The sequence below is a fragment of the Promicromonospora xylanilytica genome (assembly GCF_054782895.1).
The window spans coordinates 1-23,066 of sequence record NZ_BAAGRP010000065.1 but is presented as its reverse complement, the minus strand read 5'-3'; the positions used below and the strand labels follow the sequence as shown (position 1 = coordinate 23,066).

The following is a 23,066-nucleotide window of genomic DNA, read 5'->3' as shown; positions in this document are numbered from 1 at the left end:
GTCCTGTTCCGCACTGATCCTTCTCTTCTCGTCCTCGTGGTTCGGCCGACCTGGTGGTTCGGCCGTGCGCCGGGGGCCGGCCGTCGGACGACCGGCCCCCGGCACTCGATCAGTCGTTGATCACGAACTCGATGTCCTGGTCGGCGCCGTTGGTGCCCGGCGACGCCTCGAGAACGTCGAAGTTCAGGACGAAGGTGTGGCTGCCACCGCACGATCCGGCGTCGAACGCCCATGCGCCGTGCTGGTGCGCGCCGGAGGCGATCGTCAGGACCTGCCCGGTGGCGGTGTCGAGCCCCCCGGCCGAGGCGGCGTACGTGACGTCGCCAGGACCGCTCACGAGGTCGAGCGTGATCTCGTAGTCGCTGGCGCTGTCGTTGTCGAAGCCGATGAAGGGGACGTCGCCCTCGATGTTGAAGTCGTTCGGCACCGTGTACACGCCGTTCGAACAGGTCACGTCGGTTCCGGCGACGTCGAACACCAGCCGGTAGTCGTAGCTGGAGCCCCAGGACGTGAAGCCGCCACCGAACTCGTCGTAGATCGAGCCGACCTGGTGGGTGCTGCTGACCGCCACGACGTCGGCGTGCCCGGACGTCACGTCGGACGCGGCCTGTGCGGGCAGCGCGGCCCCCAGCGAGAGCAGCGCGGCGCCGCCCAGGGCGACCCCCGCTCTGGCGACGTTCCGCAGCGTCCTGCTGCTGGCACCGCTGTGGTTCTGGATGGCGTTGACAGACATCTTTTCTCCTTCGTGCCGGTTCGATGGGGGTGGACTCAGCGGAAGAGAAGCCCTCGCAGGGCAGGCACAAGGGACGGCCTGGACATGCGGGAGCAACAGAACATTCCCGTTATTGAGAATGATTCTCGACATCATCTAAGCGGGCACCGCGCGCCGGTGTCAACGATCCTGTGAGAACGGTTCTCACTGGGCAGGGCACCCGCCCATGAGATTGAGGCCGGTCCGCGAAACTGGTTGACTACTCTGGATGAGAATGATTATCACTCGCGACCGGCGCGCCCCCTTCTGCGCGCAGGGCGCCGGGATGCGATGACCAGGGAGGCGCGGCGGCCGTCGCCACGCTCGATGGTCCACCGCGAGCTGGCGACGAGCGACCGGTTCCGCACCGCGAGCGAGATCCATCTCGCGCTCGCGGAGCGTCGGCACCGAGCGAGCCTCTCGACCGTGTACCGGACCCTGATCACGCTCGCGGACGCCGGGGTCGCCGAGACCGTCCACCTGCCCGCATCGGGAACGGCCTACCGCTTGCGGCCCCGCGAAGCGACGGGTCCGTACCTCGTCTGCGTGCGGTGCGGCAGGGCCGAGCCTGCCCCGACGGCGGACCTCACCCCCTGGGTCCGCACCGTCGCAGCACTGCAGGGCTTCACCGACATCGAGACGCGCGTCGAGCTCTGGGGCCGGTGCGACGCCTGCCGGTGGCGTTATCGAGAATGATTATCGTTTCTGATTGCGTCTGGGCCGCGGCCACCGTCGCCCCCTGCCCAGTTCCCGAAAGGAGCACGCTCCGCCGACGCGCGCGGAGCTGAGAAGCGAATGACACACACCCCACGAACCCGCTCGCGATCGAGGAGCCTGATTGCCCTCGGGCTCACGCTTCCCCTGGCTCTCGCGGCCTGCTCCTCGGGCGAGGCCGGGGCCGGCTCCGCCAGCACGGCCTCGCAGACCACTACCGAAGCGCCGGAGAGCCCGGCGACCGAGGAGGCCACGTACACGCCTCGCCTCGCGATCACGTACGACGGCGGGATCCAGGTGCTCGACGCCGGAACCCTCGAGCCCGTCGGCGAGTTCGAGCTCGACGGCTTCAACCGGCTCAACGGCGCGGGCGACGGCCGGCACCTCCTCGTCTCCACGTCCGGGGGCTTCCAGGTGCTGGACGCCGCCGCGTGGGCCGAGCCGCACGGGGACCACAACCACTACTACACGGCCGACCCCCAGCTGACGGACGTCGTGTTCGACGCGGAGGTGCCCGGCCACGCCGTGCTCCACGAGGGTCGCGTCGCGCTGTTCGACGACGGCACGGGCGAGGTGACGGTCTTCGACGCGAGCGAGGTCGCCGACCCCGAGCGCGAAACCCGTCAGTTCAGCACGCCCGAGGCCCACCACGGCGTCGCGGTCGAGCTGCACGACGGCACTCTCGTCGTCTCCGAGGGCACCGAGGACGCTCGCACGGGCATCCGCGTGCTCGACAAGGACGACAAGGAGATCGCGTCGTCCGACGAGTGCCCCGGGGTGCACGGTGAGGCCGTCGCGGCCGACGAGGCCGTCCTGATCGGTTGCGAGGACGGGGTGCTCGTCTACAAGGACGGCGAGATCACCAAGATCGACAGCCCCGACAGCTACGGCCGTATCGGCAACCAGGCGGGCAGCGAGGAGTCCAGCGTGGTGCTGGGCGACTACAAGTCGGACCCGGACGCCGAGCTCGAACGACCCACCCGCATCTCCCTGACCGACACCAGGACCGGTGAGATGGCGCTCGTCGACCTGCCCTCGAGCTACACCTTCCGGTCCCTGGCCCGCGGTGAGCACGGCGAGGCACTCGTCCTGGGCACCGACGGCCAGATCCACGTGATCGACCCCGACAGCAAGAAGCTGGTCTCGTCGATCCCCGTGATCGACGAGTGGGAAGAGCCGGACGAGTGGCAGTCTCCCCGGCCGGCGATCTTCATGCTCGACGGCTCCGCGTACGTCACCGACCCCGCGACCCGCTCGATCCATGCCGTGGACATCGAGACCGAAGAGGTCTGGCTGAGCGCCGAGCTCGAGGTCGAGCCCAACGAGATCAACGGCATCTCCGGCAACGTCGAGGCGGGGTCCACCGAGTACGGCGAGGGCGACGGCCACGACGACCACGGTCACGCCGAGGACGAGCACGCCGAGGACGAGCACGCCGAGGACGAGGGCGACCACTCGGACACGAGTGACCAGGGCTGACCCTGGCCACCACCCGCAGCGCGTGGTGGCCGTGACACCTCGGGTGTCGCGGCCACCACGCCTGTGCCAGTCCCCCGCCGCACCACCGAGGAGCCCCATGCCCCCCGCACGCCCCCGTGCCCGATCGCTCTCCGCCGCAGCAGCTGCCCTGCTGGTCCTCACCGCGACCGTCGCGTGCTCACCCGTCGCCGAGGATGACGCGGTCGACGTGCTCACCTCGTTCTACCCGCTGCAGTACGTCGCCGAGCAGGTCGGCGGCGAGCACGTGAACGTCACCAACCTGACGCCCGCCGCTGCCGACCCCCACAGCGTGGAGCTCTCACCGGCCCGGGTGCGCGACATCGGCCAGGCTGATCTTGTCGTGTACCTCTCCGGCATGCAGCCCGCGACGGACGAGGCCCTGGCGGCCAACCCGCCCGAGCGCCTGCTCGACACCGCAGAGGCGGCGGGCCTGGAAGCCGGCCCGGGCGGTGGCGCCGTGGCGCCGTCGGGCTCCGGTGCGCTCGACCCTCACTTCTGGCAGGATCCCGCCCGGCTGGCGGACGTCGCCCAGGGCGTCGCCGCCGAGCTCTCCGACGCCGACCCGGCGCACGCGGCCGACTACGCCGCCAACGCGGAGGCTCTGGTCGCCGAGCTGCACACCCTGGACCAGGACTATCGCGACGGGCTCGCGCAGTGCGCGGGAGCGACCCTCGTCGTGTCGCACGAGGCCTTCGGGTACCTCGCCGAGCGGTACGACCTCGTCCAGGTGGGCATCTCCGGGATCGACCCCGAGGCCGAGCCCTCCCCCGCCCGGCTGCGCGCCGTGCGCTCCGTGGTCCAGGCCGACGACGTGCAGACGATCTTCTTCGAGGTGATCACGAGCCCTGAGGTTGCCCAGGCTCTCGCGGAGGACATCGGTATCGACTCCGCCAAGCTGGACCCCATCGAAGGGCAGTCGGATCCGGCCGCGGACTACATGGACATCATGCGAGAGAACCTGGCTGCCCTGGAGTCCGGACTCGTCTGTGCACGCTGACAGGAGGAACTGATGGATCCCGCCGAGTTCTGGGCGACGGGCGACTACGCCGTCGTCGGCGACCTCTGGGCGCAGCCCGGTCGCGACCTCGCCGCGTCCCTGCCGGTCCGGGGACGGGACGCGGTCGACCTGGCGACAGGGGCCGGCACGCCGACAGCGCCGGCGCGAACATCACACCGCGGTGCGGTGCCGTGCGCACGAGACCCCTCGCTTCAGCCCTCGCCCGATGTCGTCCCGCTCGCCTTCGCCGGGATGGTCGCCGCGAGCGCGGCCGCCACGACCGCGACGCCGCAGCCGAGCAGCAGCGCTACGCGGAAGCCGGACTCGGTGGGCAGGGTGTGGTCGCCGTACGAGGTGCTCATGCGGGCCAGGACCACGCCGATCACGGCGGCCGAGGTCGACGTGCCGATGGACCGCATGAGCGCGTTGAAGCCGTTCGCGGCGGCCTTCTCGTGGGCGGGGACCGAGCCGAGGATGAGCGCGGGCATGGCACCGTAGGCGAACCCGACGCCCGCGGAGGCGACGAACGCGGTGAGCGTGAGACCGACGAGCGTGTCCATGGCGAGCGTGGAGAGGCCGTAGCCCAGCGCCATGATCAGGCCGCCGAGGACGAAGGTGGTCTTGGGGCCGCGGGCGCGGGTGATGCGGGCGCCGACCGGGGACATGAGGGTCATCGCGATGCCGGCGGGCGCCATCCAGAGGCCCATCTGCAGCATCGACTGGCCCAGGCCGAACCCGGTCTCGGTGGGTGCCTGCATGAGCTGGGGCAGGATCAGCGACTGCGCGTACATCGCGAAGCCGACGAGGATCGATGCGAGGTTGGTGACCAGCACGGCCGGTCGCGCCGTGGTGCGCAGGTCCACGAGGGCGGCCGGTGTGCGCAGCTCCCACCAGCCCCAGGCGAGGAGGACCACCACCGAGCCGGCGAACAGGCCCAGCACGAGCGGGCTGCTCCAGCCCCACTCTGCGCCCTGGGAGACGGCGAGCAACAGGGCCACGAGGCCGGCGCTCAGACCGAGCACGCCGACGTAGTCGAACGGGGTGCGGACCCTGACCCGCGCGGCGGGGGCCGGGATCGTCCGCCAGATGACCAGGCCGATGACGACGGCGCACACGGTGATCAGCCAGAACAGGAACCGCCAGCTCGCGAACTGCGCGACGGCGGCGGCGAACGGTAGACCGAAGGCGCCGCCGATGCCGAGCGACGAGCTCATCAGGGAGATGGCGCCGGCGGTGCGCTCCTTGGGCAGCAGGTCGTGCAGCATGCTGATGCCGAGCGGGATGAAGCCAGTCGCCAGGCCCTGCAGGCCACGACCGGTGACCATGACCGGCACCGTGGTGGCCATCGCGCACACCGCCGAGCCGACCGCGAGCGGCAGCAGGGAGATCAGCAGCATCTTCTTCTTGCCGTACAGGTCGCCCAGCCGCCCGGCCACGGGAGTGCAGACGGCGCCGACGAGCAGCGTGACCGTGATGATCCAGGACGTGTGCGACGCCGGGGCGTCGAAGATGGCCGGCAGCGAGGCAATGATCGGGACCACGAGGGTCTGGGTCATCGCGACCACGATCCCGGCGATCGCGAGGACCGCGACCACGCGGTTCGGCCGGACCGCGAGAGCGGCGCCGCCGTCGGGCAGGGGGGCGGGGCGGGACGAAGTGGTCGTCACGGGTCTCCTCGGAATGGTTGTTGTGCATCATGCACATTAGGCTTCTGGGCTCAGAATGCCATACCTTGTGCATGATGCATAGCGCCGGCTCGGCGCATGAGACCTGCGCGGGACAAACCGGAGGTAGCCGATGACGTCCCCGATCGACCGGATCGAGTACGAGGCCATGCTGTTCGGCCGACACCTCGCCACGCTCCCCGCCGGACGCTCCCGCCGGAAGGGCGGCCGGCTCGACCAGAGCGCATACACCCTGCTCAGCCTGCTCGACGCCGGGGGGCCGGCCAGCCTGGCCGAGCTCGCGGCCGCCACCGGCCTCGACATCTCGACGCTGAACCGGCAGACGGCGGCCCTGCGCCGGACCGGGCTCGCGGAGCGGTTCGAGGATCCCGACGGCGGCCAGGCCCGTAAGCTCCGGCTGTCCGACGACGGCCGCCGCCTGCTCGCCGAGGAGCGCGAGGCAAGCCAGGAGCTACTCGCCGACCTGCTCGCCGACTGGCCCGAGCAGGACCAGGCGCAGCTCGCGGAGCTCTTGACCCGCTACAACCGGGTGATCGAGGAGCGCTCCGGCCGGCACTGGCCACGCCCCTGACCCCGGTCACGCGGCCCGTCCAGCTCGGCGCGAATGGCGGCCATACCCCGGGCCAGCGCCCGCAGGTCCTCGATCGGGATGCGCATCAAGACGTCGTCCGCGAACTCCGGGCGTGCGGCCACCAGGCGGCGCAGGGCGGCCCGGCCGCGCGCGGTGACGCGTATCCGGCGCACCCTTGCATCGTGGGGGTCGCTCGCGCGTTCGACCATGTCCTGCGCCACGAGCCGGTCCAACATCCCGGACATGGAGGCCATGGAGACCCCGAACGCCTCGGCGAGCCCGCTGCTCGTCATGCCCTCGTCCGTGGTGACGAGCATCGTGAGGACCTTGAGCTGCTGGATCGTGAGCTCGACGGTGAGCAACGGGTTGAGGAGGGTCGGCAGCGCCCCGGTCTCGAACGCGATGCTGAGAGTCCGGACCTGCTCGGCCAGCCGTGCGCGCTCGGCGTCGCCGGTGTCTGTCACGCGCCCACCGTAGTTCGTCAGTCGAGGCACCGCCCTAGTTACTTAGGATCGACCTAACCTATTTACTTAGGCCTGGGTTAAGTTTATCGTCCAGGCATGACAACTTCACCCCAGGCAACCGCGACCGCCGACGAGCCGGGCGCCGAGGAGCTGCACGTCGAGAACCAGGATCTCGAGGCGATCCGTGCGAGGTACGCGGCGGAGCGCGACCGCCGCATCCGCCCGGACGGTGCCACCCAGTACCGACGCGCGGCGGGTTCGTTCGGGTACTACGCCAAGGACCCCTACACGCCGCGCACCGAGCGCGAGCCCCTGACCGACTCCGTCGAGGTGCTCGTGGTCGGGGGCGGCTTCGGCGGCCTGGTCACCGGGGCGCGGCTGCGCCAGGCCGGCGTCGAGAACCTGCGCATGATGGACGAGGCGGGAGACTTCGGCGGCACCTGGTACTGGAACCGCTACCCGGGCATCCACTGCGACATCCAGTCCTACGTGTACATGCCGCTGCTGGAGGAGGTCGGTTCCGTGCCGGAGTGGCGGTACGCGCCCGGCGAGGAGATCCGCCGGCACGCCGTCGCCGTCGCGCGGAGGTTCGACCTGTACCGCGACGCCGTCTTCCACACCCGCGTGACCGCGCTGGACTGGGACGAGGCCGCCGACGAGTGGGTGGCGCGGACCGACCGCGGCGACCGCATCCGTGCCCGCTACGTCATCACCTCCTCGGGCACGCTCTCGGAGCCCAAGCTGCCGGGCATCCCCGGGATCGAGACCTTCCGCGGCCACACCTTCCACACCAGCCGGTGGGACTACGGCTACACCGGTGGCGACCAGTTCGGCGGCCTCACAGGCCTCGCCGACAAGAAGGTGGCGGTCGTCGGCACCGGCGCCACCGGCGTCCAGGTCATCCCGTTCGTGGCACGCGACGCCGAGCACCTGTTCGTCTTCCAGCGCACACCGTCCTCGGTCGACGTGCGGGACAACCGCCCCACCGAACCGGCGTGGGCAGCCTCGCTGCGGCCCGGCTGGCAGCGCGAACGCATGGACAACTTCCTCTCCGTCGTCTCCGGCGAGCCCGTGGCGGAGGACCTGACGCAGGACGGCTGGACGTCGACCGCCCGACTGCAGCGCAAGGTGATCAGCGGCGCCGTCGACACGAGCCTGTCCGCCGAGGAGCGCGAGCGGATCGACGAGCTCGTCGACCTCGCCAAGATGGACCAGATCCGCGCCCGGGTCGACGAGGTGGTCACCGACCCGGCCACCGCCGAGCTGCTCAAGCCCTGGTACCGCTACATGTGCAAGCGGCCGACGTTCAGCGACCTCTACCTGCCGACCTTCAACCGCCCGAACGTCACGCTGGTGGACACCGCCGACTTCGGCGGCATCACCCGAATGACCGAGACCGCCGTGGTGGTCGGCGACGTCGAGTACGAGGTGGACTGCGTCATCTTCGCCACCGGGTTCGAGGTCGGCGTCTCCGGCATCCTGTCCGGCACCATGCCGGTGACCGGCAGGGGCGGGCGCAAGCTGCTCGAGGCGTGGGGCCACGGCCCCCGGACGCTGCACGGCTTCTACAGTCACGGGTTCCCCAACCTCTTCCACCTCGGGTCCGTGCAGAACGCCAACTCCGTGAACTTCACGCACGTCCTGCAGGAACAGGCCGAGCACATCGCCGCCGTCATCGCCGAGAGCCGCGCGGTCGGCGCGCGCTATGTCGAGCCATCGGAGCAGGCGGAGGACCAGTGGGCACGGACCATCCGCGAGTCCGCGCACGACAACAGCGCGTTCCAGGCCGAGTGCACCCCCGGCTACTACAACCGGGAGGGAGCTGGTGTCGGCCCCAGCTCCTCCTACGGGCCCGGGCCCGTCGCCTTCCACCGCCTGCTGCGCGAGTGGCGCGCGAGCGGCATCGGCGACGTCCTGGTGAGCACCCGGTGAGGGGCACGAGGCCGGGCCTGCTCGGATGACACCCCTCCGCAGCCGTGCGCTCCTCGCGGCGGTGGCAGCCTGCCTGCTGGCCGGGTGCGCCGCGCCCGGTACGGCGGACGACGCCGGCGATGTACCCCGCGGGCCGGCGCCGGAGCGCACCGCGAAGAGGGTGCTTCAGGTGACGGAGGCCCATGAGGCGACCGGGATGACGCTGCTGGAGGGACCCGCCTTCGGGCCGGACGGTGGTCTCTTCGTCGTCGACGTCACTGCCCCCGCCGGCGAACCCAAGGTGCTCCGGGTCGACCTCGAGCAGCGTGAGGTCGCCCTTGTCTACACCGACAAGGACAGCGCGTACACGTCCGCGCAGTTCAGTCCGCACGACGGGCGGCTGTACCTCACGGACTTCGCGAGCGGCGGCATCGACAGCATCACCGCCGACGGCGGCGACCCCCGGACGATCTTCGCCGGCGACGTCGAGGGGCAGCCCATGCGGCCCGACGACCTGGCGTTCGACGAGGCCGGCAACCTCTTCGTCACCGACACGACCGGCTACGCGAATCCCTCCTGGGAGGCGCAGGGCCGCGTGGTGCGGATCGACCGGCAGACGGCAGAGGCCTCGGTCCTCGCGCAGGACCTGCCCGCCCCGAACGGCATCTCGTTCACCCCCGACTTCGACGGGCTGTGGGTGAGCCACAACACCGGGAACCGGGTCGACTTCCTCGGGCTCGACCAGGACGGGACCGAGGTGACCACCGCCTATCCCGCCATCTGGTTCAGCGGGGGCAGGACTCAGGTCGACTCGACCGCCGTCGACGCTGCCGGGAACATCTACCAGGGGGTGCACGGTCAGGCCAAGGTGTTCGTCTACAGCCCGACCGGTGAGCTCCTCACGACGGTGTCCCTGCCGCCCAGGGCGAAGGGGCTGTCCTCGGCCACCAACATCGCCATCCGACCCGGCACCACTGACGCCTACATGACGGTCAGCGGATCTGCGGGCGGTTTCGTCTACGAGTTCGAGGCGCTGGCCGAGGGCATCCGCCAGTCGAACGGAGGCTAGCGCGGTCGCTGCCCTCACCACGCGCGCCGTCAGCCCGCCGTGGTGCCGGGCAGCCGCACCTCGAACCGCAGCAGCTCCCAGGCGCGCTTCGCCCGACGGAGCCGGGCGTCGTCGTCCACCTGGGAGAGCGCGCCGGCCACCATCGAGACCGCGAGCAGGAGGTCCTCCCGCGTCGTCCCGGCCGGGACCTCGCTCGCCGCCAGCGCATCCTCCAGGCGGGTGCTCAGCGCGACGGCGACCCGCCCGCCCAGGGCGGCCAGCCGCCCGTCGGGCACGCCGGGCCGGACGAGATCGACGAACGCCACGGAGTCGACGGCGTGCCGGGTGACCAGCCCGAGCAGCTCGGGCAGCCGGGTGCCGGGCATTGCCGCCAGCTCCTCGACCGCGATGACCTGCTCCTCGAAGACCGCCACCACGAGGTCGAGCCGCTCCGGGAAGTGCCGGTAGAGGCTGCCCTGCCCCACCCCAGCGCGCTTGGCGACCGCGCTCAGCGGCGCACCCGTGCCCGCCGACCCGAAGACCTCGCGGGCGGCCGCCAACAGCGCGGCCCGGTTGCCCGCGGCGGCGCGAGGACCGAGGTTGGGCGCTCCCCCGCGGCGCACGGCCGCACGAGGGACGTCGCCGCGCCGGAACTCGCGAAATGCACCGGTCATGGCGCTATCCGAAGTACCGGACACTGTTGTCCGGTACCTTTCCCCCAGTCCCAGGAGCGTCCCATGGCACTGTCCGTCCACTCCACCGTCGGCGACTGGCTCGACCACCCCGTCGGCAGCCAGATCCTCGCTGGTCTCCTCGCGCGGGGCGGCGCCACGCCCGACTCGCTCGCGCCCGCGCGCGGCCTGCCGCTGGAGCAGCTCGTGGCCCTGTCCGACGACAGGTTCTCCGCGGAGGCGCTCGACGCGCTGATCGCCGCGTACCGGGAGGCCGCGCCCGGCGAGGCCGCGCAGGCGGGCGCCGACGGCGGGCAGCCGGCCGGCTGGGCGGAGCAGATCACGCCCGGCCGCTTCGCGGGTCAGACGGTGATCGTCACGGGTGCGGCCTCCGGCATCGGCCGGGCCGTCGCGTCACGGGTGGCGCGCGAGGGCGGACGCGTCGTCGCCGCGGACATCTCCGCCGAGAAGCTGGACGAGCTCGCCGGCACGCTGACCGGTCTCCCCGCCGGAGCCGAGGTCGTTCCCGTGGCAGGGGACGTCTCCGACCCGGGCGACGTCGCACGCATCGTCCGGGCCGCGGGCGACCGGGCGGACGCGCTGGCCAACGTCGCCGGGATCATGGACGACACGTCGGCGATCCACGAGGTCGGCGACGAGCTGTGGGAGCGCGTGCTGCGCGTGAACCTCGAGGGCACCATGCGGCTCACCCGCGCCGTCGTGCCGGGCATGCTGGAGGCGCGCGAGGGACGTGTCGTCAACGTCGCCTCCGAGGCCGGGCTGCGCGGCTCGGCGGCAGGCGTCGCCTACACCGCGTCCAAGCACGCGGTCGTGGGCCTGAGCAAGTCGATGGCCGTGATGTACGCCAAGAGCGGCATCCGCACCAACGCCGTGGCGCCCGGCGGCGTCGCCACGGGCATCCCCGTGCCGGGCCAGGCCGAGTTCGGCGCGGCGGTCCTGCGGCCGCACCAGGTCAACATCCTGAGCCTGGCCATGGCCGAGGAGCTCGCCGCAACGATCACCTTCCTCCTGTCGAGGGACTCGGTGAACCTCAACGGCGCGATCATCGCCGCGGACGGCGGCTGGTCCGCCGTCTGACCGCGGGTCAGCCGGGATCTGGGCAGCGGCGCGCGCACGTGACGAGCCGTCACCGGCGCCCAGGACGTTCGTCGTCCCGACCCGCGACATGTGTCACGCCGGCCAGGTAGGCGTGCACCACCGAGTGCTGTTCGCCGTCCGGTCGACGTGGCGGCACTCGTTGGGCATGACCTCGCGGAGGTCAGATCCAGCCGCGTTCCTCCGCGAGCAGCACGGCCTGCTGGCGGGAGTCGACGGCGAGCTTTCCCAGCACGGCGGAGATGTGGTTGCGCACGGTGCCGGGGGCGAGCGACAGGGACCGGGCGATCTGCCCCGTCGTCTCGCCGCGCCGGCCGGCACGCAGGACGTCGAGCTCACGGCCGGTCAGCGGGGAGCGTTCGTCGCTCAGAGCGTCGGCGGCGATCTCCGGGTCGACGTACCGGCCTCCCGCCGCGACCCGGCGGATGACGGCCGCGACCTCGTCGGCGGAGCGGGATTTGGGCAGGAACCCGGCGGCCCCCGACGCCAGCGCACGCCGCAGGACGCCGGGCCGGGCGTGGCGGGTGACGATCACGCACCGGGTGGCCAGGGTGCGGTTGAGCCGTTCGGTGACCTGCACGCCGTCGAGGTGCGGCATCTCCAGGTCCAGCAGGCACACGTCCGGCTCCAGGCGTTCGGCGTCGGCCACGGCCGCGGCGCCGTCGGCGCACTCCGCGACGACGTCGATGTCCGGCTCCAGGCGCAGCAGCGCGGCCAGCGCGGACCGGATCATGCCCTCGTCGTCGGCGAGCAGCACCCGGATCATCCAGCAGTCCTTTTCTCGGCAGGGGTCGTTCCGGCAGGGCTGTCGACGGTGAGGCTGTCGACGGTGAGGCTGTCGACGGTGAGGCTGTCGTCGGTGAGGCTGTCGTCGGCGGGGACAGTGACGACGACGGTGAACGTCTCGCCGTCACGGCGTACCTCGAGGTCGCCGTCCACCTCGGACGCCCGCCGGGCGATCCCGTCCAGCCCCGCGCCGCCCGCGCTCCCGGGCAGGTCGGGGGCATCGGGGGCGACGTCGTTGGAAATCTCGTAACGCCACGACCCGTCCGTGCGGGTGAGGGACAGGCGGGCCCACCGGCCGCCGCCGTGCCGCAGGACGTTCGTCGTCGTCTCGCGGACGACCGGCCCGAGGGCGGACGCCGGGGCGAGCGTGGCGTCGGGGTCCACTGTGGCCTCGGCCCTGGTGCCGGCGGCGCGTAGCAGGTCGACGGCGTTGGCGAGCTCGTCGCGCAGCGGGACGGAGCGGAAGCGGGTGGCCAGGTCGCGGGTGCCCTGCCGGGCGTCGTCGACGCTGGCGCGTGCGGCGCGCAGCTGTTCCATGCCTGCCTCGGGGTCGCGGGGCATGAGCCGTTCGGCGAGCTCCAGCTGCAGAGCGATGACCTGGAGGTGGTGGCCCTGCAGGTCGTGCACGTCGGTCGCCAGGCGGAGGCGCTCCTGGGTGGCCGCGAGCTTGGCCTCCGAGGCGCGGGCCCGGTCGAGCGTGACGAGCACGTCCCACCACCACAGCGACGAGACGGTCACGATCGGCAGGATGGCGGACAAGAAGAGCACCTGGGGCCAGTTGGCGGCGGGAACCTCCCCCAGCGTGAGGCGGACGTCGATCACACAGAGCGCGACAAGCAGCGCGGTCGCAGCCAGCACAACGCGCAAGCGGACTCCAGGCGGCCAGTTCACCAGCATGGCCACCTGGATCAGCGGTAGGACACCTACCACCCACACCCCGGTGACCAGCCCAGCCGCGAGCCCATAGGCCACCGAGAACAGGAGGGGTGGGAGATGGCGCCGCCAGATAACCAGCGGCGCATCCACGGTGCGATGCCGGTAGTCGAGCAGCAGGGGCAGCGACGCGAGCCACCACAGCAGCCCGCCAACGCCGACGGCTACGGACGTGGGGCGGCCGAACTCACCCTCGACGAGAGTGTCCACCAGGAGGATCACGATGACGAGCTGGGAGACCACGATTGCCAGCGCGACGTACCACCAGGTCGCGCTGATGCTCCGGGTCAGCCGTAGCGCGGTACGGGCCTCGATAGCTGATGCGGCGACGGCGGAGCGATCGGACCGGCTGCTCATTCGCCCAGGCTACGGGCATGACACATGTCATGGATGCGGCGTGCGAAGGCCCCGGCAAGCAGTGACAGCCAGGCACTTCTGGGCAGGGCTCGCGAGCGGTGGACTGGAGTCAGGACCGGGAACCGCCCCGACGTCCACAACCGCAGGAGCACACCATGGACCTTGTCGAAACCCTCCAGGACCTCCTCGGGCAGGTGCCCGAGTTCGTCCAGCCACTCATCGTCGCAGTCGCCGGCGCCATCCCCTTCATCGAGGGCGAGGGCGGCGCCGCGATCGGCATCATCGGCGGTATCAACCCGGTCGTCGCCGCCATCGCCGCGATGGCCGGCAACTTCCTCGTCGTCGCCGCGCTCGTGCTGCTCAGCTCCGGTGCGCGCAACGCCGTCGTGACCCGGCACCGGACGAGGGCGGTCGCACGGGCCGGCGGGCCGGCGGGTGGCGAGACCGTCCTGATGACCGCCCCGGCCGCGGCGGACGACTCCCGGAGCGCCGCCCGCCGCGCGAAGTTCCAGCGCGCCTACGAGCGCTACGGCGTCCCCGGCGTCAGCCTGCTCGGACCGCTGCTCCTGCCCACGCACTTCACCGCCACCATGCTTGCCGCCTCCGGCGTCGGCAAGGCCCGCATCCTGGTCTGGCAGGCCGCCGCCATCATCGCCTGGACCACGCTCACCGCCCTGGTCATCACCGGCGTCATCCAGGCTGTCCGATGAACCGGCACCGCAGTAGGTCCTGAGCGGGCCCCGACCGGTCGGCATGACTCGCGGCCCGTTGAACGCTTCCGAGCCGTCGGTCTCCACCCGGCTCGCCACCGCGACCATCCAGGCGGACGCCGCCGCCCGCCGCCGCACACCTACAGTGGGTGCGTGCCACGTACCTACCGTTCTGCCGTACGAGAGCAAGCCGCCGCATCGACCCGGGCCGCCATCCTGGACACCGCGGAAGCGCTCTTCGCCGAACACGGCTACCCGCGAGTGACCATCGCGCGGATCGCGCAGGAGGCCGGGGTGGCACAGGGCACCGTCTACGCGTCCTTCGGGAACAAGCTCGCCTTGGTGCGCGGGCTCACCGAGCGCGCAGCGGAGGACGACCGCATCAGCTCAGCGCTCTCCGCCATCGCCAAGGCGTCGGACGGCGGCGAGATCGCCGGCCTGGCCGCACGCAGCACCGGAGACGTCGTCCGGCGGCACGGACGCCTCATGGCCGTGCTGGTCAACAACGCGGCCGACACCGAGATCGGCGAGATCTTCGCCGGCACGAACCGGTTGCTGCGCGAACGGTTCCGTCTCATCGCGGCTCGGCTGGCCACCGTGGGCGCGTTGCGCCGTGGCATGACGACCGCCCGGGCGACCGACGTCCTGATGTACTACCTGAGCCCCGAGTCCTGGTTGCGGCTGCGTGGGCTCGGCTGGGGCTGGCCCGCGTGCCAGGACTGGCTCCGGCGCGAGCTGCTCTTCGCGCTGTGCGGGGACCTGGACGACGTCGCCGACGAGTCGCCCAGGGCAAATTCGATGAAGTAGTACGCTAATCAATATGCGGATACTCTTCTCAAGTACGCCCGCCCACGGTCACCTGCTGCCCCAGCTCCCGCTGGCTCGCGCCTTCAAGAACCGTGGTGACCAGGTAGCGGTCATGACCGCCGGTCTCTTCGCTCCGGTACTGGACCCCGAGGGCATCGAGCTGCTCCCGGCCGGCCCCGGCGCGGACGTCCTCTTCGCGGAGTCGGCCCGTCGCACCGGCGTCGACGCCGCTGCGGATCCCGCCCCGGAGGCCGTCGCCGAATTCTTCGCCGGCACCCGGATCGACCTGACGGCGGACGATGCCCTGGCCGCTGCCCGGGCCTTCACGCCCGACCTGATCGTGGCCGAGGCGATGGACTTCGTCGGGCCCCTGGTGGCGGCGGCGCTGGAGGTCCCGCTGGCGACGCTGGCCTTCGGGCCGGCGATCCCCGCGGAGTTCACGGACGGGATCAACCGGGTGGCCGCCGTCCGCTACGCGGAGCGCGGGCTGACGCCCGTCCCTGCTCGGTGGTACCTCGACCCGTGCCCGGACCTGCTCCAGCCGCCCGGCTGGGACGCCCCGCAGACCCGGCTGCCGCTGCGGCCGGAACCGCACCAGGGCCCCGGCCCGACGGCGGTCCCTGCCGCCGTGCCCGAGCGCGGCCACGGACCCCGCGCGCTGGTCACGTTCGGCACCCACTTCTCGGACCCCGCGGTCCTGATCCCGATCCTCACCGAGCTGCGGGACGCCGGCGTGGACCTGGTGGTCACGCTCGGCCTGACCGCACGGACCGAAGACTTCGGTGCCGCTGGCGACGGTGTCACATTCACCGGCTTCGCCCCGCTGGCCGAGCTGCTGCACGACGTCGACCTGGTGGTCACCCACGGCGGCGCCGGCACCACTCTCGGCGCGCTGGCCCGCGGCCTGCCGCTCGTCGTCGTGCCGCAGGGCGCCGACCAGTTCCTCCAAGCAGCAGTGGTCGACGCGTCGGGCGCGGGCATCGCCGTGCAGCCCGGGCCCGACATGCCGCAGGCCGTCGCCAAGGCCGTCGGAACACTGCGCACGGACACCGCATACGCCCACGCGGCCCGCGCCGTGGCCCGGCAGATCCAGGCCATGCCAACACCCGCCGAGGTCGCAGAGCAGCTGGCCGACACCCTGAGCTGACACCACGGTCGCTCCCCGGCCAGGTCCTGGCATGCGTGCTGCCCTGCCCTGCATCACGCCGGGCAGGGCAGCAGCCTTGATGCGGGTGCTGCACCCGCTTATCGAGTGGAGCGCTACGCACGACGGCTGACGCCGGGACCTTGCCCGGCGTCAGCCAGCCCTTCGCTCACTCACTCGGGTGCATCGTCCGAACCGTCCAGCGCCTCCTTGGCCCCTTGATCAGGCGCGGTTCCCATGGCCGGGCCGAGCTCGCACGCTCGCCTCAGCACGTCCAGCTGAGCCGGGTTGTAGAGCGCCTGCAGAGCCTGGCCCACAGCGTTCCTCGCCGCCTCGGCCTCGCGGGGTGTCGCGGCCTTGGTCTCCAAGGTCACCGACCTGTTGGCGCCGACGAACGGCGCCATCCATTCGGCGAGCGCCTGGCGCGTAGCGTCGTCCGCGTCCGCGGGGAGGTCGCGAAACGCTTCGTCGAGGTCCTCGTGGGGATTGGTTGCGAGGAGCTGACGCAACGCGTCCATCGACTCCTCCGAGAACAGCTGGGAGTAGATCGTCAGGAGCGCCCGGTCGTTGTCGCGCAAGGGCTGTGCGACTTCGTGGAACGCGGTGGGCACGTCGGGAGTCGCGCCGGGCCGGGACAGCACGGCCAGCTCTTGCCGGACGCTTTGGATCCGTTCGACCGTCGCCTCCAGCTCGGCGTCGATCTCCTGGAAGACGGAGGGGTGCCCGTGGGCGGCTGTTCCTAGCTCGGCGACCTGCGCCAACGAGAGCCCCAGGCCCGTCAGCCGCTTGATCTGTAGCAGCCGCGTCAGGTGGCGCACCTCGTAGCGCTTGTTGTAGCCGTTGGGCTCGCGGTCGGGCTCCTCGAGCAGGCCGATCTCACGCATCCGGACCAGTGCGGCTACGACTCGGAACGTCAGTGAGCCGTCGTCGCACTTGTGGCGGTGGTTCGTCCGTGATTGATCGCGGCGTCCACTGCTGCGCCGATGCGCTGCAAGGCAATCAGGTCGCGCGGTTCGAGCGAGTCGATCAGGTATTCGCGGACTGCCGCGACATGTCCGGGCGCAGCCGCGACCACGACGTCGTAGCCGGCCTCGGTCAGGGTGGTGTTGGTGCGGCGACCTGCACCGGGTATCCGGGACCTGGCAAGCAGCCCTCGCTTCTCCAGTCGCCCGACGACGTGCGACAACCGCGACAGCGAAGCTGATGTACGCACGGCCAGTGCGCTCATCTGCATGGTCCGGTCCGGCTCCTCGGAGAGGACCGACAGCACCATGTACTCGAAGAAGGTCATCTGGGACTCGCGCTGCATCCGCGCGTCCAGGGCGGCAGGCAAGCTGATCATGATCGCAGAGTTGGCCAGCCACGCCGCCAGTTCGTCGCTGTTCAGCCAGCGCGGCTCGGCGTCCGATCCAACGGGTGAGCCACCTCCGGGCCCGGTGACCGCAGCGGATGGCGTCGTTGCGCGGGATGCCGATCCGCCTTGCCCGGCCCTCTTGCCCTGCCGCTGAGCATCCGCCGCCTTCGCCATGCGGCCAGCCTACGGCGATCGTTATTGACGCATCAAGTTCCAAGAGGTAGAACTTGACGCCTCAAGTTCATCTTGATGCGTCAAGTTCTTGTCGGGTCGACATACCGGCAGTGGGCTGGCGAACCGATCCAGGAGAGGACCATCCGATGCAGACCACGTCGCTCGGCGGGCTTGAGGTCTCGCGCCTCGGTCTGGGAGTCATGGGCATGTCCGCGTTCTACACAGGCAAGGACGAGTCCGAGGAAGGCTCCATCCGTACCATCCGGCGCGCTCTGGACCTGGGCGTCACCCACCTGGACACCGCCGAGGTGTACGGGCGAGGCGCCAACGAAGGCCTGTTGGGCCGGGCGATCAAGGGCCGTCGGGACGAGGTGGTGCTCGCCACCAAGTTCGGTCTGGCGTCCCACACGGGCCGGCCGGGGGCGGACAGCACGCCGGCGAACGTCCATCTCGCCGTCGAGGGGTCGTTGCGGCGCCTGGGCACCGACCACATCGACCTCTACTACCAGCACCGGGTCGACCCCGACACCCCGATCGAGGACACCATTGGCGCCCTGGGCGACCTGGTCACGCAGGGCAAGGTCCGCTACATCGGCCTGTCCGAGGCCGGCCCCGCCACCATCCGCCGCGCGCACGCGGTCCACCCGGTGGCCGCCGTCCAGAGCGAGTACTCGCTGTGGACGCGGGACCCCGAGGCCGAGGTACTGCCGATGCTGCGCGAGCTGGGGATCGGACTGGTGCCGTACTCCCCGCTGGGCCACGGTTTCCTGACCGGGAACATCCGTTCCCTGGACGGCCTGGACGCCGACGACTGGCGTCGCACCAACCCACGCTTCACCGGCGGCAACCTCGAACGCAACCTGCGCATCGTGGACGAGGTCCGGTCCGTGGCGATCGAGGCCGGAGCCACCCCTGCCCAGGTCGCCCTGGCCTGGCTCCTGGCCCAGGGCAGGGACATCAACCCCATCCCCGGCACCCGACACATCGATCGGCTCGAGGAGAACATCGCGGCCGACAGGATCCGGCTCACCCCGGACCAGATCGACCGGCTGAACAACCTGGCACCCGCGTCCGGCGACCGCCATGACCGGGGCGGCATGGCCGCCATCGACCGGTGAGAGGCGGCCCGGCGACAAGCCGCACCGCACGAGACGACCGTGCCGCAACCGCTGCGGGCCGAGCAACAGACAGAGCAGCAGACCGAATGGAGCAGCAGATCATGGCGAGCAGTGTGATTCGTGTCGGGATCATCGGCGCGGATACGAGAGCGAGCTGGGCCGGGGCATCGCACATCCCCGCGCTGGCGGCCCAGCCGCAGCTCGTGCTGGCAGCGGTGGCGACCCGGCGTGAGGAGAGCGCACGAGAGGCCGCCGAGCTGTTCGGCGCCGAGCGCTGGTACGCCGACCCGTACGAGCTGATCAGCGACCCGACGATCGACCTCGTCACCGTCGCCGTCAAGGTCCCGGCACACCGCGAGCTCGTGCTCGCGGCTCTCGCGGCGGGCAAGGCCGTCTACACGGAGTCCCCGCTGGGCGCGAGCGTCGCCCAGACCGAGGAGATGGCCGCAGCGGCCGGCACCCTGCACACGGCAATCGGGCTGCAGGGCAGCCTCAACCCGTCGGTGCGCCGGGCGGCCGAGATCATCGCCCAGGGCCGGCTCGGGCGGCTGCTGTCGGCCCGAGCGACCGCGACGACCTTCGGGAACGGCCCGGAGTCGGTGAGCGCGTACGAGTACTTCGACAAGGCGGCCGCCGGCGCAGGCTTCATGACGATCGCGGTAGGCCATGTCCTGGACGTGATCGAGACGATCCTCGGCGACATCACCGAGATCGACGCGCGCACGGAACTGCTCTGGCCCGAGGTGAAGCTGACCGACACCGGCACGACCACCACCCGTGAGGTACCGGAGCACCTCGACGCGATCCTCAAGACCGCCTCCGGCACCCCGGTGGGAGTGCAGGTCCTGGCGGGTGTGCCCGTGCCCGACGCCCGGTTCAGCCTCGAGGTCCGTGGCGCCGACGGCTGGCTCAGGCTGACCGGCAACCACCCCGCCGGCGTCCAGGTCGGCGACCTCACACTGACCTCGAACGTCGACTTCGAAGCGCCCGACCGCCCTGTCGCCACGGGAACCGGTCCGGCCGCCGCCGAGATCTGGACCGGTGCCTCCATCAACGTGGGCGAGGTGTACGCGAGCCTCGCGCGCGACATCGACGAGAACACCTTTGCGACGCCGGGCTTCGCTCACGCGCTGCACAACAGTCAGCTCGTCGCGCGAGTCGAGGAAGCCGCCCGCAGCGGGCAGCGACAGTAGAACTCCTCAGCAGGGTGCGGGCGGCCACGGCGGCGCCCGCACCCTGCTGTCGAGCGGACTCGGCGGTGACGCCTAAGGCGTCGATGAAGACGATCGCAGAGCTCGCTGTCTCAGCCGTGGGACCAGGACACCGCGTTCATCGCCACATCAGCAACCCGGCGCAGTTCCGCCTCGCTCCTGCCCGTCGCCGCCTGAACGGCGATGCCGTACGCGACCGTCGTGATGTAGGCCGCCAGCGTGCGCGGATCCTCGGTCTCCGGCAGATCACCCTCGGCCCGCGCACGCAGAAATCGGGACTCGAGGCGCGCAGCGCCGTCCTGGCGCCAGTCGACGAGGACCTTCTGGGCAGTGAGCCCGTTGTCGCCGGCGGACAGCGCAGCCTGGACGCCAAGGCATCCGTGGGGTGCCTCGCGACTCGTGCTGGCAGCGGCTGCGCCGCGGAGAATGGACTCGGCCACTTCGCGTGCGGTCGGCTCGGACAGCGCACGGATTCCGTAGGAGGCCGGGCCTTCGGTGTACCGCTCGACCGCTCGGCGGAACAACTCGTCCTTGTTCCCGAACGCCGCATACATGCTGCTGCGAGTGATGCCCATCGCCTCGGTCAGGTCCGTCAGGCTCGCCCCCTCGTATCCTTTGGCCCAGAACACCCTCATGGCTTGTTCGAGGGCGTAGTCGGGATCGAACTCGCGAGGTCGCCCCAGGTTGGTCTGCGATACGGGCATGGCACTCATCATGCCCCCTTACGGACCAGACAGTCCAGATAACGCGAAGGATCAGGCGTTCAAGCCGCCGTCGATGGTGAGCCCGGCTCCGGTGATGAACGCCACCGAGGTGCCCGTGACGAAAGCGACAGGGGACGCCCCGGTTCAGGATGCGGTCATCGTGGAGTAACTGGCCGCTTCCACCCGGAGCGCAGGGTTCGGGATGCTGACCGACCGCTTCGGCGTGACCTGGAGTACTTCTGCGCGTATGAGCGTGCCGCTCGACGCCGCACTGGCTGCTCTGGCCGAGGCGATGAGCGCGCTGTACAACCCCGCGCAGCGCGATGTCATGACGCTGGCGATCGAGCTCGCGCCGGCCGAGGACGGCGCGAACACCCAGGCCTGACGCCCCGAGCCGTGACACCTGCCCGCACGGTTGGGGGCTTGCGAACAAATCTCTGCTCGTCTACGTTATATCTGTACCGATCGGTACTGAAGTGATGCACTGGACCTCCCGGGCGCGACCTCGCCACCGGGCCTCCGTGAGCGAGCAGGTCGAAGCACGCCGCAGCGGAAGTGCCGCCGGCTCGATATGAGAAGGAGAAGGATCACCATGAAAGCCGCCGTCCTCACCTCGTTCGGTGAACCCTCCGTGTTGCGGGTTGCAGAGGCTCCGCGACCGGTGCCGGGTCCGGGTCAGGTACTGGCGCGGGTTCACGCCGCCGGGGTGAACCCGGCGGAGATCCTGGCACGCGCCGGAGCGTTCCACCTGCGCGCTCCCGCCATCATCGGATTCGAGTTCGCCGGCGTCGTCGAAGCGGTCGGCCCGGGCGTCGACGAGGGCGTGGTCGGCGACCGCGTCGCCGGGTGGCCGGACTCCGCCACCCAGGGCTCCTACGCCGAGTACACGGTCAGCAGCAACTTCGCGACGATCCCCGACGGCGTTTCCTTCGAGGCGGCCGCGGCTACTGTCATCGGCGCCGACAACGCGGCGAGGGCGCTCGGGCTTCTGAACCTTCGCCCGGGTGACACGCTCGTGGTCACCGGCGCGAGCGGTGCTCTGGGTGGCGCCGCCGTGCAGTTCGCGCGACAGCGGGGTGTGACGGTGATCGGCGTCGCCGGGACTGCCAACGCCGACTTCGTCAAGAGTCTCGGTGCGATCCCTGTCGCCCACGGCCCGGGCCTGGTCGACCGCATCCGCGAAGCCGCTCCGGGCGGGGTCGATGCCGCGCTCGACACCGCCGGCAAGGGACTCCTTCCCGCCCTCGTCGATCTCCTCGGCGGCCCCGACCGGATCGTGACGCTCGCAGACCGCGATGCCGCACGATACGGCGTCGCATTCAGCCCGGGAGGCAGCGGGAACCGCGACCGCGGCCCTGTCCAGGAAGCCCTGAATCTGATCGCCGCCGGCGCATGGACCGCACGCATCGGCCGGAGCTTCCCACTCGACGAGGCCGCGGACGCCCATCGACTCGTCGCCACGGGCCACACCCACGGCAAAGTCATCCTTCTTCCCTGACTCGGCCGACCGGCCATTCCACCACGACAACAATCAACTGGAGAATCCGAGATGCCTGCAGTCCTCGTCCATGGTGTACCTGATACCCACCGGCTCTGGGACACCGTCCGTTCCTATCTTCACCGCGAAGATATTGTGACGATCGATCTCCCCGGGTTTGGCGTACCCCTACCAGCGGGATTCACGTCGACAAAAGAGGAGTATCTCGACTGGCTTGTTAAGAAGATCGAAGAAATCGGCGAACCCGTCGACCTGGTCGGTCATGACTGGGGGTCTCTGCTGACGGGCCGTCTCGCGTCTATCCGACCAGATCTGGTGCGGACATGGACAGGCATCAGCGGGCCAATCGATCCGGAGTATCCGTGGCACTATCTTGCCAAGATCTGGCAAACGCCAGGCGAGGGCGAGCAATGGATGGCGGACCTCGACCTCGAGGCGTTTGCAGCAAGCCTCAACGAGGCGCAGATGCCACGCGACGCGGCAAACGAATCGGTTCGGCATCTCGATGCCACCATGAGAGCAAGCATTCTCGCCCTCTACCGTTCGGCGATCGAGGTCGGGGCGGAGTGGAAGCCAGGTTTGAGCAACGTGACCGCACCAGCGCTAGTGATCTGGGGCCTGGACGATCCGTTTCTTCCTCACCGCTTCGCCGACGAGCTCGGTAATGCCACACGCGCACGTGCCGTCTTCAAGCTGCGCAGCTCGCACTGGCCGATGATCGAGCGTCCGGCCGATGTCGCGCGCGAACTCGAGGCCCACTGAGGTTTTCTCGCCTCGTTCCTCGGCGCAGTGATGCGTTCTCGAGGAGCCGGTCGATCGCGGGGGCCGGGGTGCGGGTGCTG

25 protein-coding genes are annotated in these 23,066 nt (G+C 70.7%); 16 read left to right on the top strand and 9 right to left on the bottom strand.

From position 1 onward, the window contains the following. Positions 1-109: 109 nt before the first annotated feature. Entirely contained in the window at positions 110-733 is a 624-nt protein-coding gene (locus ACYVK7_RS19010) for a hypothetical protein (protein ID WP_460889281.1), read from the bottom strand. A 309-nt stretch (positions 734-1,042) separates the two neighbouring features. Here ACYVK7_RS19010 and ACYVK7_RS19005 point away from each other — a divergent pair, with 309 nt between their 5' ends. From ACYVK7_RS19005 to ACYVK7_RS18995, 3 genes are all read left to right on the top strand, one after another. Then, positions 1,043-1,447, top strand: coding sequence for a Fur family transcriptional regulator (locus ACYVK7_RS19005; RefSeq protein ID WP_460889280.1), 405 nt, complete (start codon positions 1,043-1,045; stop codon positions 1,445-1,447). A 99-nt stretch (positions 1,448-1,546) separates the two neighbouring features. Beyond that, the gene (aztD, locus tag ACYVK7_RS19000; protein WP_460889279.1) at positions 1,547-2,944 is read left to right on the top strand and encodes a zinc metallochaperone AztD; all 1,398 of its coding nucleotides are present in this window, start codon (positions 1,547-1,549) and stop codon (positions 2,942-2,944) included. Positions 2,945-3,041: 97 nt separating this feature from the next. Next, positions 3,042-3,962 carry a metal ABC transporter substrate-binding protein gene (locus tag ACYVK7_RS18995; protein WP_460889278.1) on the top strand — a complete coding sequence of 307 codons (921 nt, stop codon included), beginning with the start codon at positions 3,042-3,044 and terminating at the stop codon, positions 3,960-3,962. A gap of 212 nt (positions 3,963-4,174) precedes the next feature. Here ACYVK7_RS18995 and ACYVK7_RS18990 read toward each other — a convergent pair whose 3' ends face one another. After that, entirely contained in the window at positions 4,175-5,629 is a 1,455-nt protein-coding gene (locus ACYVK7_RS18990) for an MFS transporter (protein ID WP_460889277.1), read from the bottom strand. 130 nt (positions 5,630-5,759) lie between these two features. On the opposite strand from ACYVK7_RS18990, the gene ACYVK7_RS18985 reads away from it, so the two are divergent. Continuing rightward, positions 5,760-6,218 carry a MarR family winged helix-turn-helix transcriptional regulator gene (locus tag ACYVK7_RS18985; RefSeq protein WP_460889276.1) on the top strand — a complete coding sequence of 153 codons (459 nt, stop codon included), beginning with the start codon at positions 5,760-5,762 and terminating at the stop codon, positions 6,216-6,218. On the opposite strand, the gene ACYVK7_RS18980 is transcribed toward ACYVK7_RS18985, so the two are convergent. Continuing rightward, positions 6,167-6,682 carry a MarR family winged helix-turn-helix transcriptional regulator gene (locus tag ACYVK7_RS18980; RefSeq protein ID WP_460889275.1) on the bottom strand — a complete coding sequence of 172 codons (516 nt, stop codon included), beginning with the start codon at positions 6,680-6,682 and terminating at the stop codon, positions 6,167-6,169. The two genes, ACYVK7_RS18985 and ACYVK7_RS18980, sit on opposite strands and share 52 nt — an antisense overlap. A gap of 96 nt (positions 6,683-6,778) precedes the next feature. On the opposite strand from ACYVK7_RS18980, the gene ACYVK7_RS18975 reads away from it, so the two are divergent. Continuing rightward, on the top strand, positions 6,779-8,614 hold the full coding sequence (locus ACYVK7_RS18975; RefSeq protein WP_460889274.1) for a flavin-containing monooxygenase: 1,836 nt from the start codon (positions 6,779-6,781) through the stop codon (positions 8,612-8,614). A 25-nt stretch (positions 8,615-8,639) separates the two neighbouring features. Then, positions 8,640-9,662, top strand: a complete 1,023-nt coding sequence (locus ACYVK7_RS18970; RefSeq protein WP_460889273.1) for an SMP-30/gluconolactonase/LRE family protein — start codon at positions 8,640-8,642, stop codon at positions 9,660-9,662. Positions 9,663-9,691: 29 nt separating this feature from the next. On the opposite strand, the gene ACYVK7_RS18965 is transcribed toward ACYVK7_RS18970, so the two are convergent. After that, a complete protein-coding gene (locus tag ACYVK7_RS18965; protein WP_460889272.1) occupies positions 9,692-10,315 on the bottom strand; it encodes a TetR family transcriptional regulator in 624 nt (207 codons plus the stop codon). A 63-nt stretch (positions 10,316-10,378) separates the two neighbouring features. Here ACYVK7_RS18965 and ACYVK7_RS18960 point away from each other — a divergent pair, with 63 nt between their 5' ends. Then, entirely contained in the window at positions 10,379-11,410 is a 1,032-nt protein-coding gene (locus ACYVK7_RS18960; protein WP_460889271.1) for an SDR family NAD(P)-dependent oxidoreductase, read from the top strand. A 181-nt stretch (positions 11,411-11,591) separates the two neighbouring features. Here the strand turns inward: ACYVK7_RS18960 and ACYVK7_RS18955 are convergent, their stop codons facing one another. Together ACYVK7_RS18955 and ACYVK7_RS18950 are read right to left on the bottom strand one after the other, a co-directional pair. After that, positions 11,592-12,194, bottom strand: a complete 603-nt coding sequence (locus ACYVK7_RS18955) for a response regulator (RefSeq protein ID WP_460889270.1) — start codon at positions 12,192-12,194, stop codon at positions 11,592-11,594. Continuing rightward, positions 12,191-13,504 (bottom strand): sensor histidine kinase, encoded by a 1,314-nt coding sequence (locus ACYVK7_RS18950; protein WP_460889269.1) that lies wholly within the window; start codon positions 13,502-13,504, stop codon positions 12,191-12,193. Before ACYVK7_RS18950 ends, ACYVK7_RS18955 begins: the two co-directional genes overlap by 4 nt. Before the next feature lie 155 nt (positions 13,505-13,659). Here ACYVK7_RS18950 and ACYVK7_RS18945 point away from each other — a divergent pair, with 155 nt between their 5' ends. From ACYVK7_RS18945 to ACYVK7_RS18935, 3 genes are all read left to right on the top strand, one after another. Beyond that, positions 13,660-14,214, top strand: a complete 555-nt coding sequence (locus ACYVK7_RS18945) for a small multidrug efflux protein (protein ID WP_460889268.1) — start codon at positions 13,660-13,662, stop codon at positions 14,212-14,214. A 153-nt stretch (positions 14,215-14,367) separates the two neighbouring features. Continuing rightward, complete coding sequence (locus ACYVK7_RS18940) at positions 14,368-15,021, top strand: TetR/AcrR family transcriptional regulator (protein ID WP_460889267.1); 654 nt, start codon at positions 14,368-14,370, stop codon at positions 15,019-15,021. 13 nt (positions 15,022-15,034) lie between these two features. Continuing rightward, on the top strand, positions 15,035-16,168 hold the full coding sequence (locus ACYVK7_RS18935; RefSeq protein ID WP_460889266.1) for a glycosyltransferase: 1,134 nt from the start codon (positions 15,035-15,037) through the stop codon (positions 16,166-16,168). A gap of 170 nt (positions 16,169-16,338) precedes the next feature. On the opposite strand, the gene ACYVK7_RS18930 is transcribed toward ACYVK7_RS18935, so the two are convergent. Together ACYVK7_RS18930 and ACYVK7_RS18925 are read right to left on the bottom strand one after the other, a co-directional pair. Continuing rightward, positions 16,339-17,049, bottom strand: a complete 711-nt coding sequence (locus ACYVK7_RS18930) for a helix-turn-helix domain-containing protein (RefSeq protein WP_460889265.1) — start codon at positions 17,047-17,049, stop codon at positions 16,339-16,341. A 29-nt stretch (positions 17,050-17,078) separates the two neighbouring features. Further along, the gene (locus ACYVK7_RS18925) at positions 17,079-17,693 is read right to left on the bottom strand and encodes a MarR family winged helix-turn-helix transcriptional regulator (protein ID WP_460889264.1); all 615 of its coding nucleotides are present in this window, start codon (positions 17,691-17,693) and stop codon (positions 17,079-17,081) included. Positions 17,694-17,839: 146 nt separating this feature from the next. Here ACYVK7_RS18925 and ACYVK7_RS18920 point away from each other — a divergent pair, with 146 nt between their 5' ends. Further along, positions 17,840-18,811, top strand: coding sequence for an aldo/keto reductase (locus tag ACYVK7_RS18920; protein WP_460889263.1), 972 nt, complete (start codon positions 17,840-17,842; stop codon positions 18,809-18,811). An 86-nt stretch (positions 18,812-18,897) separates the two neighbouring features. Then, the gene (locus tag ACYVK7_RS18915; RefSeq protein ID WP_460889262.1) at positions 18,898-20,004 is read left to right on the top strand and encodes a Gfo/Idh/MocA family protein; all 1,107 of its coding nucleotides are present in this window, start codon (positions 18,898-18,900) and stop codon (positions 20,002-20,004) included. A 110-nt stretch (positions 20,005-20,114) separates the two neighbouring features. Here ACYVK7_RS18915 and ACYVK7_RS18910 read toward each other — a convergent pair whose 3' ends face one another. After that, positions 20,115-20,726 (bottom strand): TetR/AcrR family transcriptional regulator, encoded by a 612-nt coding sequence (locus ACYVK7_RS18910; RefSeq protein WP_460889261.1) that lies wholly within the window; start codon positions 20,724-20,726, stop codon positions 20,115-20,117. On the opposite strand from ACYVK7_RS18910, the gene ACYVK7_RS18905 reads away from it, so the two are divergent. The 4 genes from ACYVK7_RS18905 (at position 20,725) to ACYVK7_RS18890 (ending at position 22,986) form a co-directional block, all read left to right on the top strand. Further along, positions 20,725-20,895 carry a hypothetical protein gene (locus tag ACYVK7_RS18905; protein ID WP_460889260.1) on the top strand — a complete coding sequence of 57 codons (171 nt, stop codon included), beginning with the start codon at positions 20,725-20,727 and terminating at the stop codon, positions 20,893-20,895. The two genes, ACYVK7_RS18910 and ACYVK7_RS18905, sit on opposite strands and share 2 nt — an antisense overlap. A gap of 33 nt (positions 20,896-20,928) precedes the next feature. After that, positions 20,929-21,111 carry a hypothetical protein gene (locus ACYVK7_RS18900; protein ID WP_460889259.1) on the top strand — a complete coding sequence of 61 codons (183 nt, stop codon included), beginning with the start codon at positions 20,929-20,931 and terminating at the stop codon, positions 21,109-21,111. A 207-nt stretch (positions 21,112-21,318) separates the two neighbouring features. Next, positions 21,319-22,224 carry an NADP-dependent oxidoreductase gene (locus ACYVK7_RS18895; RefSeq protein WP_460889258.1) on the top strand — a complete coding sequence of 302 codons (906 nt, stop codon included), beginning with the start codon at positions 21,319-21,321 and terminating at the stop codon, positions 22,222-22,224. Positions 22,225-22,275: 51 nt separating this feature from the next. Beyond that, positions 22,276-22,986, top strand: coding sequence for an alpha/beta fold hydrolase (locus tag ACYVK7_RS18890; RefSeq protein ID WP_460889257.1), 711 nt, complete (start codon positions 22,276-22,278; stop codon positions 22,984-22,986). Positions 22,987-23,066: the final 80 nt, after the last annotated feature.

What these genes read in the sequence shown, in the direction of transcription:
- ACYVK7_RS19010 (WP_460889281.1), bottom strand. Translation starts at nt 733, where the DNA reads ATGTCTGTCAACGCCATCCAGAACCACAGCGGTGCCAGCAGCAGGACG.
- ACYVK7_RS19005 (WP_460889280.1), top strand. Translation starts at nt 1,043, where the DNA reads ATGACCAGGGAGGCGCGGCGGCCGTCGCCACGCTCGATGGTCCACCGC.
- aztD (WP_460889279.1), top strand. Translation starts at nt 1,547, where the DNA reads ATGACACACACCCCACGAACCCGCTCGCGATCGAGGAGCCTGATTGCC.
- ACYVK7_RS18995 (WP_460889278.1), top strand. Translation starts at nt 3,042, where the DNA reads ATGCCCCCCGCACGCCCCCGTGCCCGATCGCTCTCCGCCGCAGCAGCT.
- ACYVK7_RS18985 (WP_460889276.1), top strand. Translation starts at nt 5,760, where the DNA reads ATGACGTCCCCGATCGACCGGATCGAGTACGAGGCCATGCTGTTCGGC.
- ACYVK7_RS18975 (WP_460889274.1), top strand. Translation starts at nt 6,779, where the DNA reads ATGACAACTTCACCCCAGGCAACCGCGACCGCCGACGAGCCGGGCGCC.
- ACYVK7_RS18970 (WP_460889273.1), top strand. Translation starts at nt 8,640, where the DNA reads ATGACACCCCTCCGCAGCCGTGCGCTCCTCGCGGCGGTGGCAGCCTGC.
- ACYVK7_RS18965 (WP_460889272.1), bottom strand. Translation starts at nt 10,315, where the DNA reads ATGACCGGTGCATTTCGCGAGTTCCGGCGCGGCGACGTCCCTCGTGCG.
- ACYVK7_RS18960 (WP_460889271.1), top strand. Translation starts at nt 10,379, where the DNA reads ATGGCACTGTCCGTCCACTCCACCGTCGGCGACTGGCTCGACCACCCC.
- ACYVK7_RS18955 (WP_460889270.1), bottom strand. Translation starts at nt 12,194, where the DNA reads ATGATCCGGGTGCTGCTCGCCGACGACGAGGGCATGATCCGGTCCGCG.
- ACYVK7_RS18950 (WP_460889269.1), bottom strand. Translation starts at nt 13,504, where the DNA reads ATGAGCAGCCGGTCCGATCGCTCCGCCGTCGCCGCATCAGCTATCGAG.
- ACYVK7_RS18945 (WP_460889268.1), top strand. Translation starts at nt 13,660, where the DNA reads ATGGACCTTGTCGAAACCCTCCAGGACCTCCTCGGGCAGGTGCCCGAG.
- ACYVK7_RS18935 (WP_460889266.1), top strand. Translation starts at nt 15,035, where the DNA reads ATGCGGATACTCTTCTCAAGTACGCCCGCCCACGGTCACCTGCTGCCC.
- ACYVK7_RS18930 (WP_460889265.1), bottom strand. Translation starts at nt 17,049, where the DNA reads ATGCGTGAGATCGGCCTGCTCGAGGAGCCCGACCGCGAGCCCAACGGC.
- ACYVK7_RS18925 (WP_460889264.1), bottom strand. Translation starts at nt 17,693, where the DNA reads ATGGCGAAGGCGGCGGATGCTCAGCGGCAGGGCAAGAGGGCCGGGCAA.
- ACYVK7_RS18920 (WP_460889263.1), top strand. Translation starts at nt 17,840, where the DNA reads ATGCAGACCACGTCGCTCGGCGGGCTTGAGGTCTCGCGCCTCGGTCTG.
- ACYVK7_RS18915 (WP_460889262.1), top strand. Translation starts at nt 18,898, where the DNA reads ATGGAGCAGCAGATCATGGCGAGCAGTGTGATTCGTGTCGGGATCATC.
- ACYVK7_RS18905 (WP_460889260.1), top strand. Translation starts at nt 20,725, where the DNA reads ATGGCACTCATCATGCCCCCTTACGGACCAGACAGTCCAGATAACGCG.
- ACYVK7_RS18910 (WP_460889261.1), bottom strand. Translation starts at nt 20,726, where the DNA reads ATGCCCGTATCGCAGACCAACCTGGGGCGACCTCGCGAGTTCGATCCC.
- ACYVK7_RS18900 (WP_460889259.1), top strand. Translation starts at nt 20,929, where the DNA reads ATGCTGACCGACCGCTTCGGCGTGACCTGGAGTACTTCTGCGCGTATG.
- ACYVK7_RS18895 (WP_460889258.1), top strand. Translation starts at nt 21,319, where the DNA reads ATGAAAGCCGCCGTCCTCACCTCGTTCGGTGAACCCTCCGTGTTGCGG.
- ACYVK7_RS18890 (WP_460889257.1), top strand. Translation starts at nt 22,276, where the DNA reads ATGCCTGCAGTCCTCGTCCATGGTGTACCTGATACCCACCGGCTCTGG.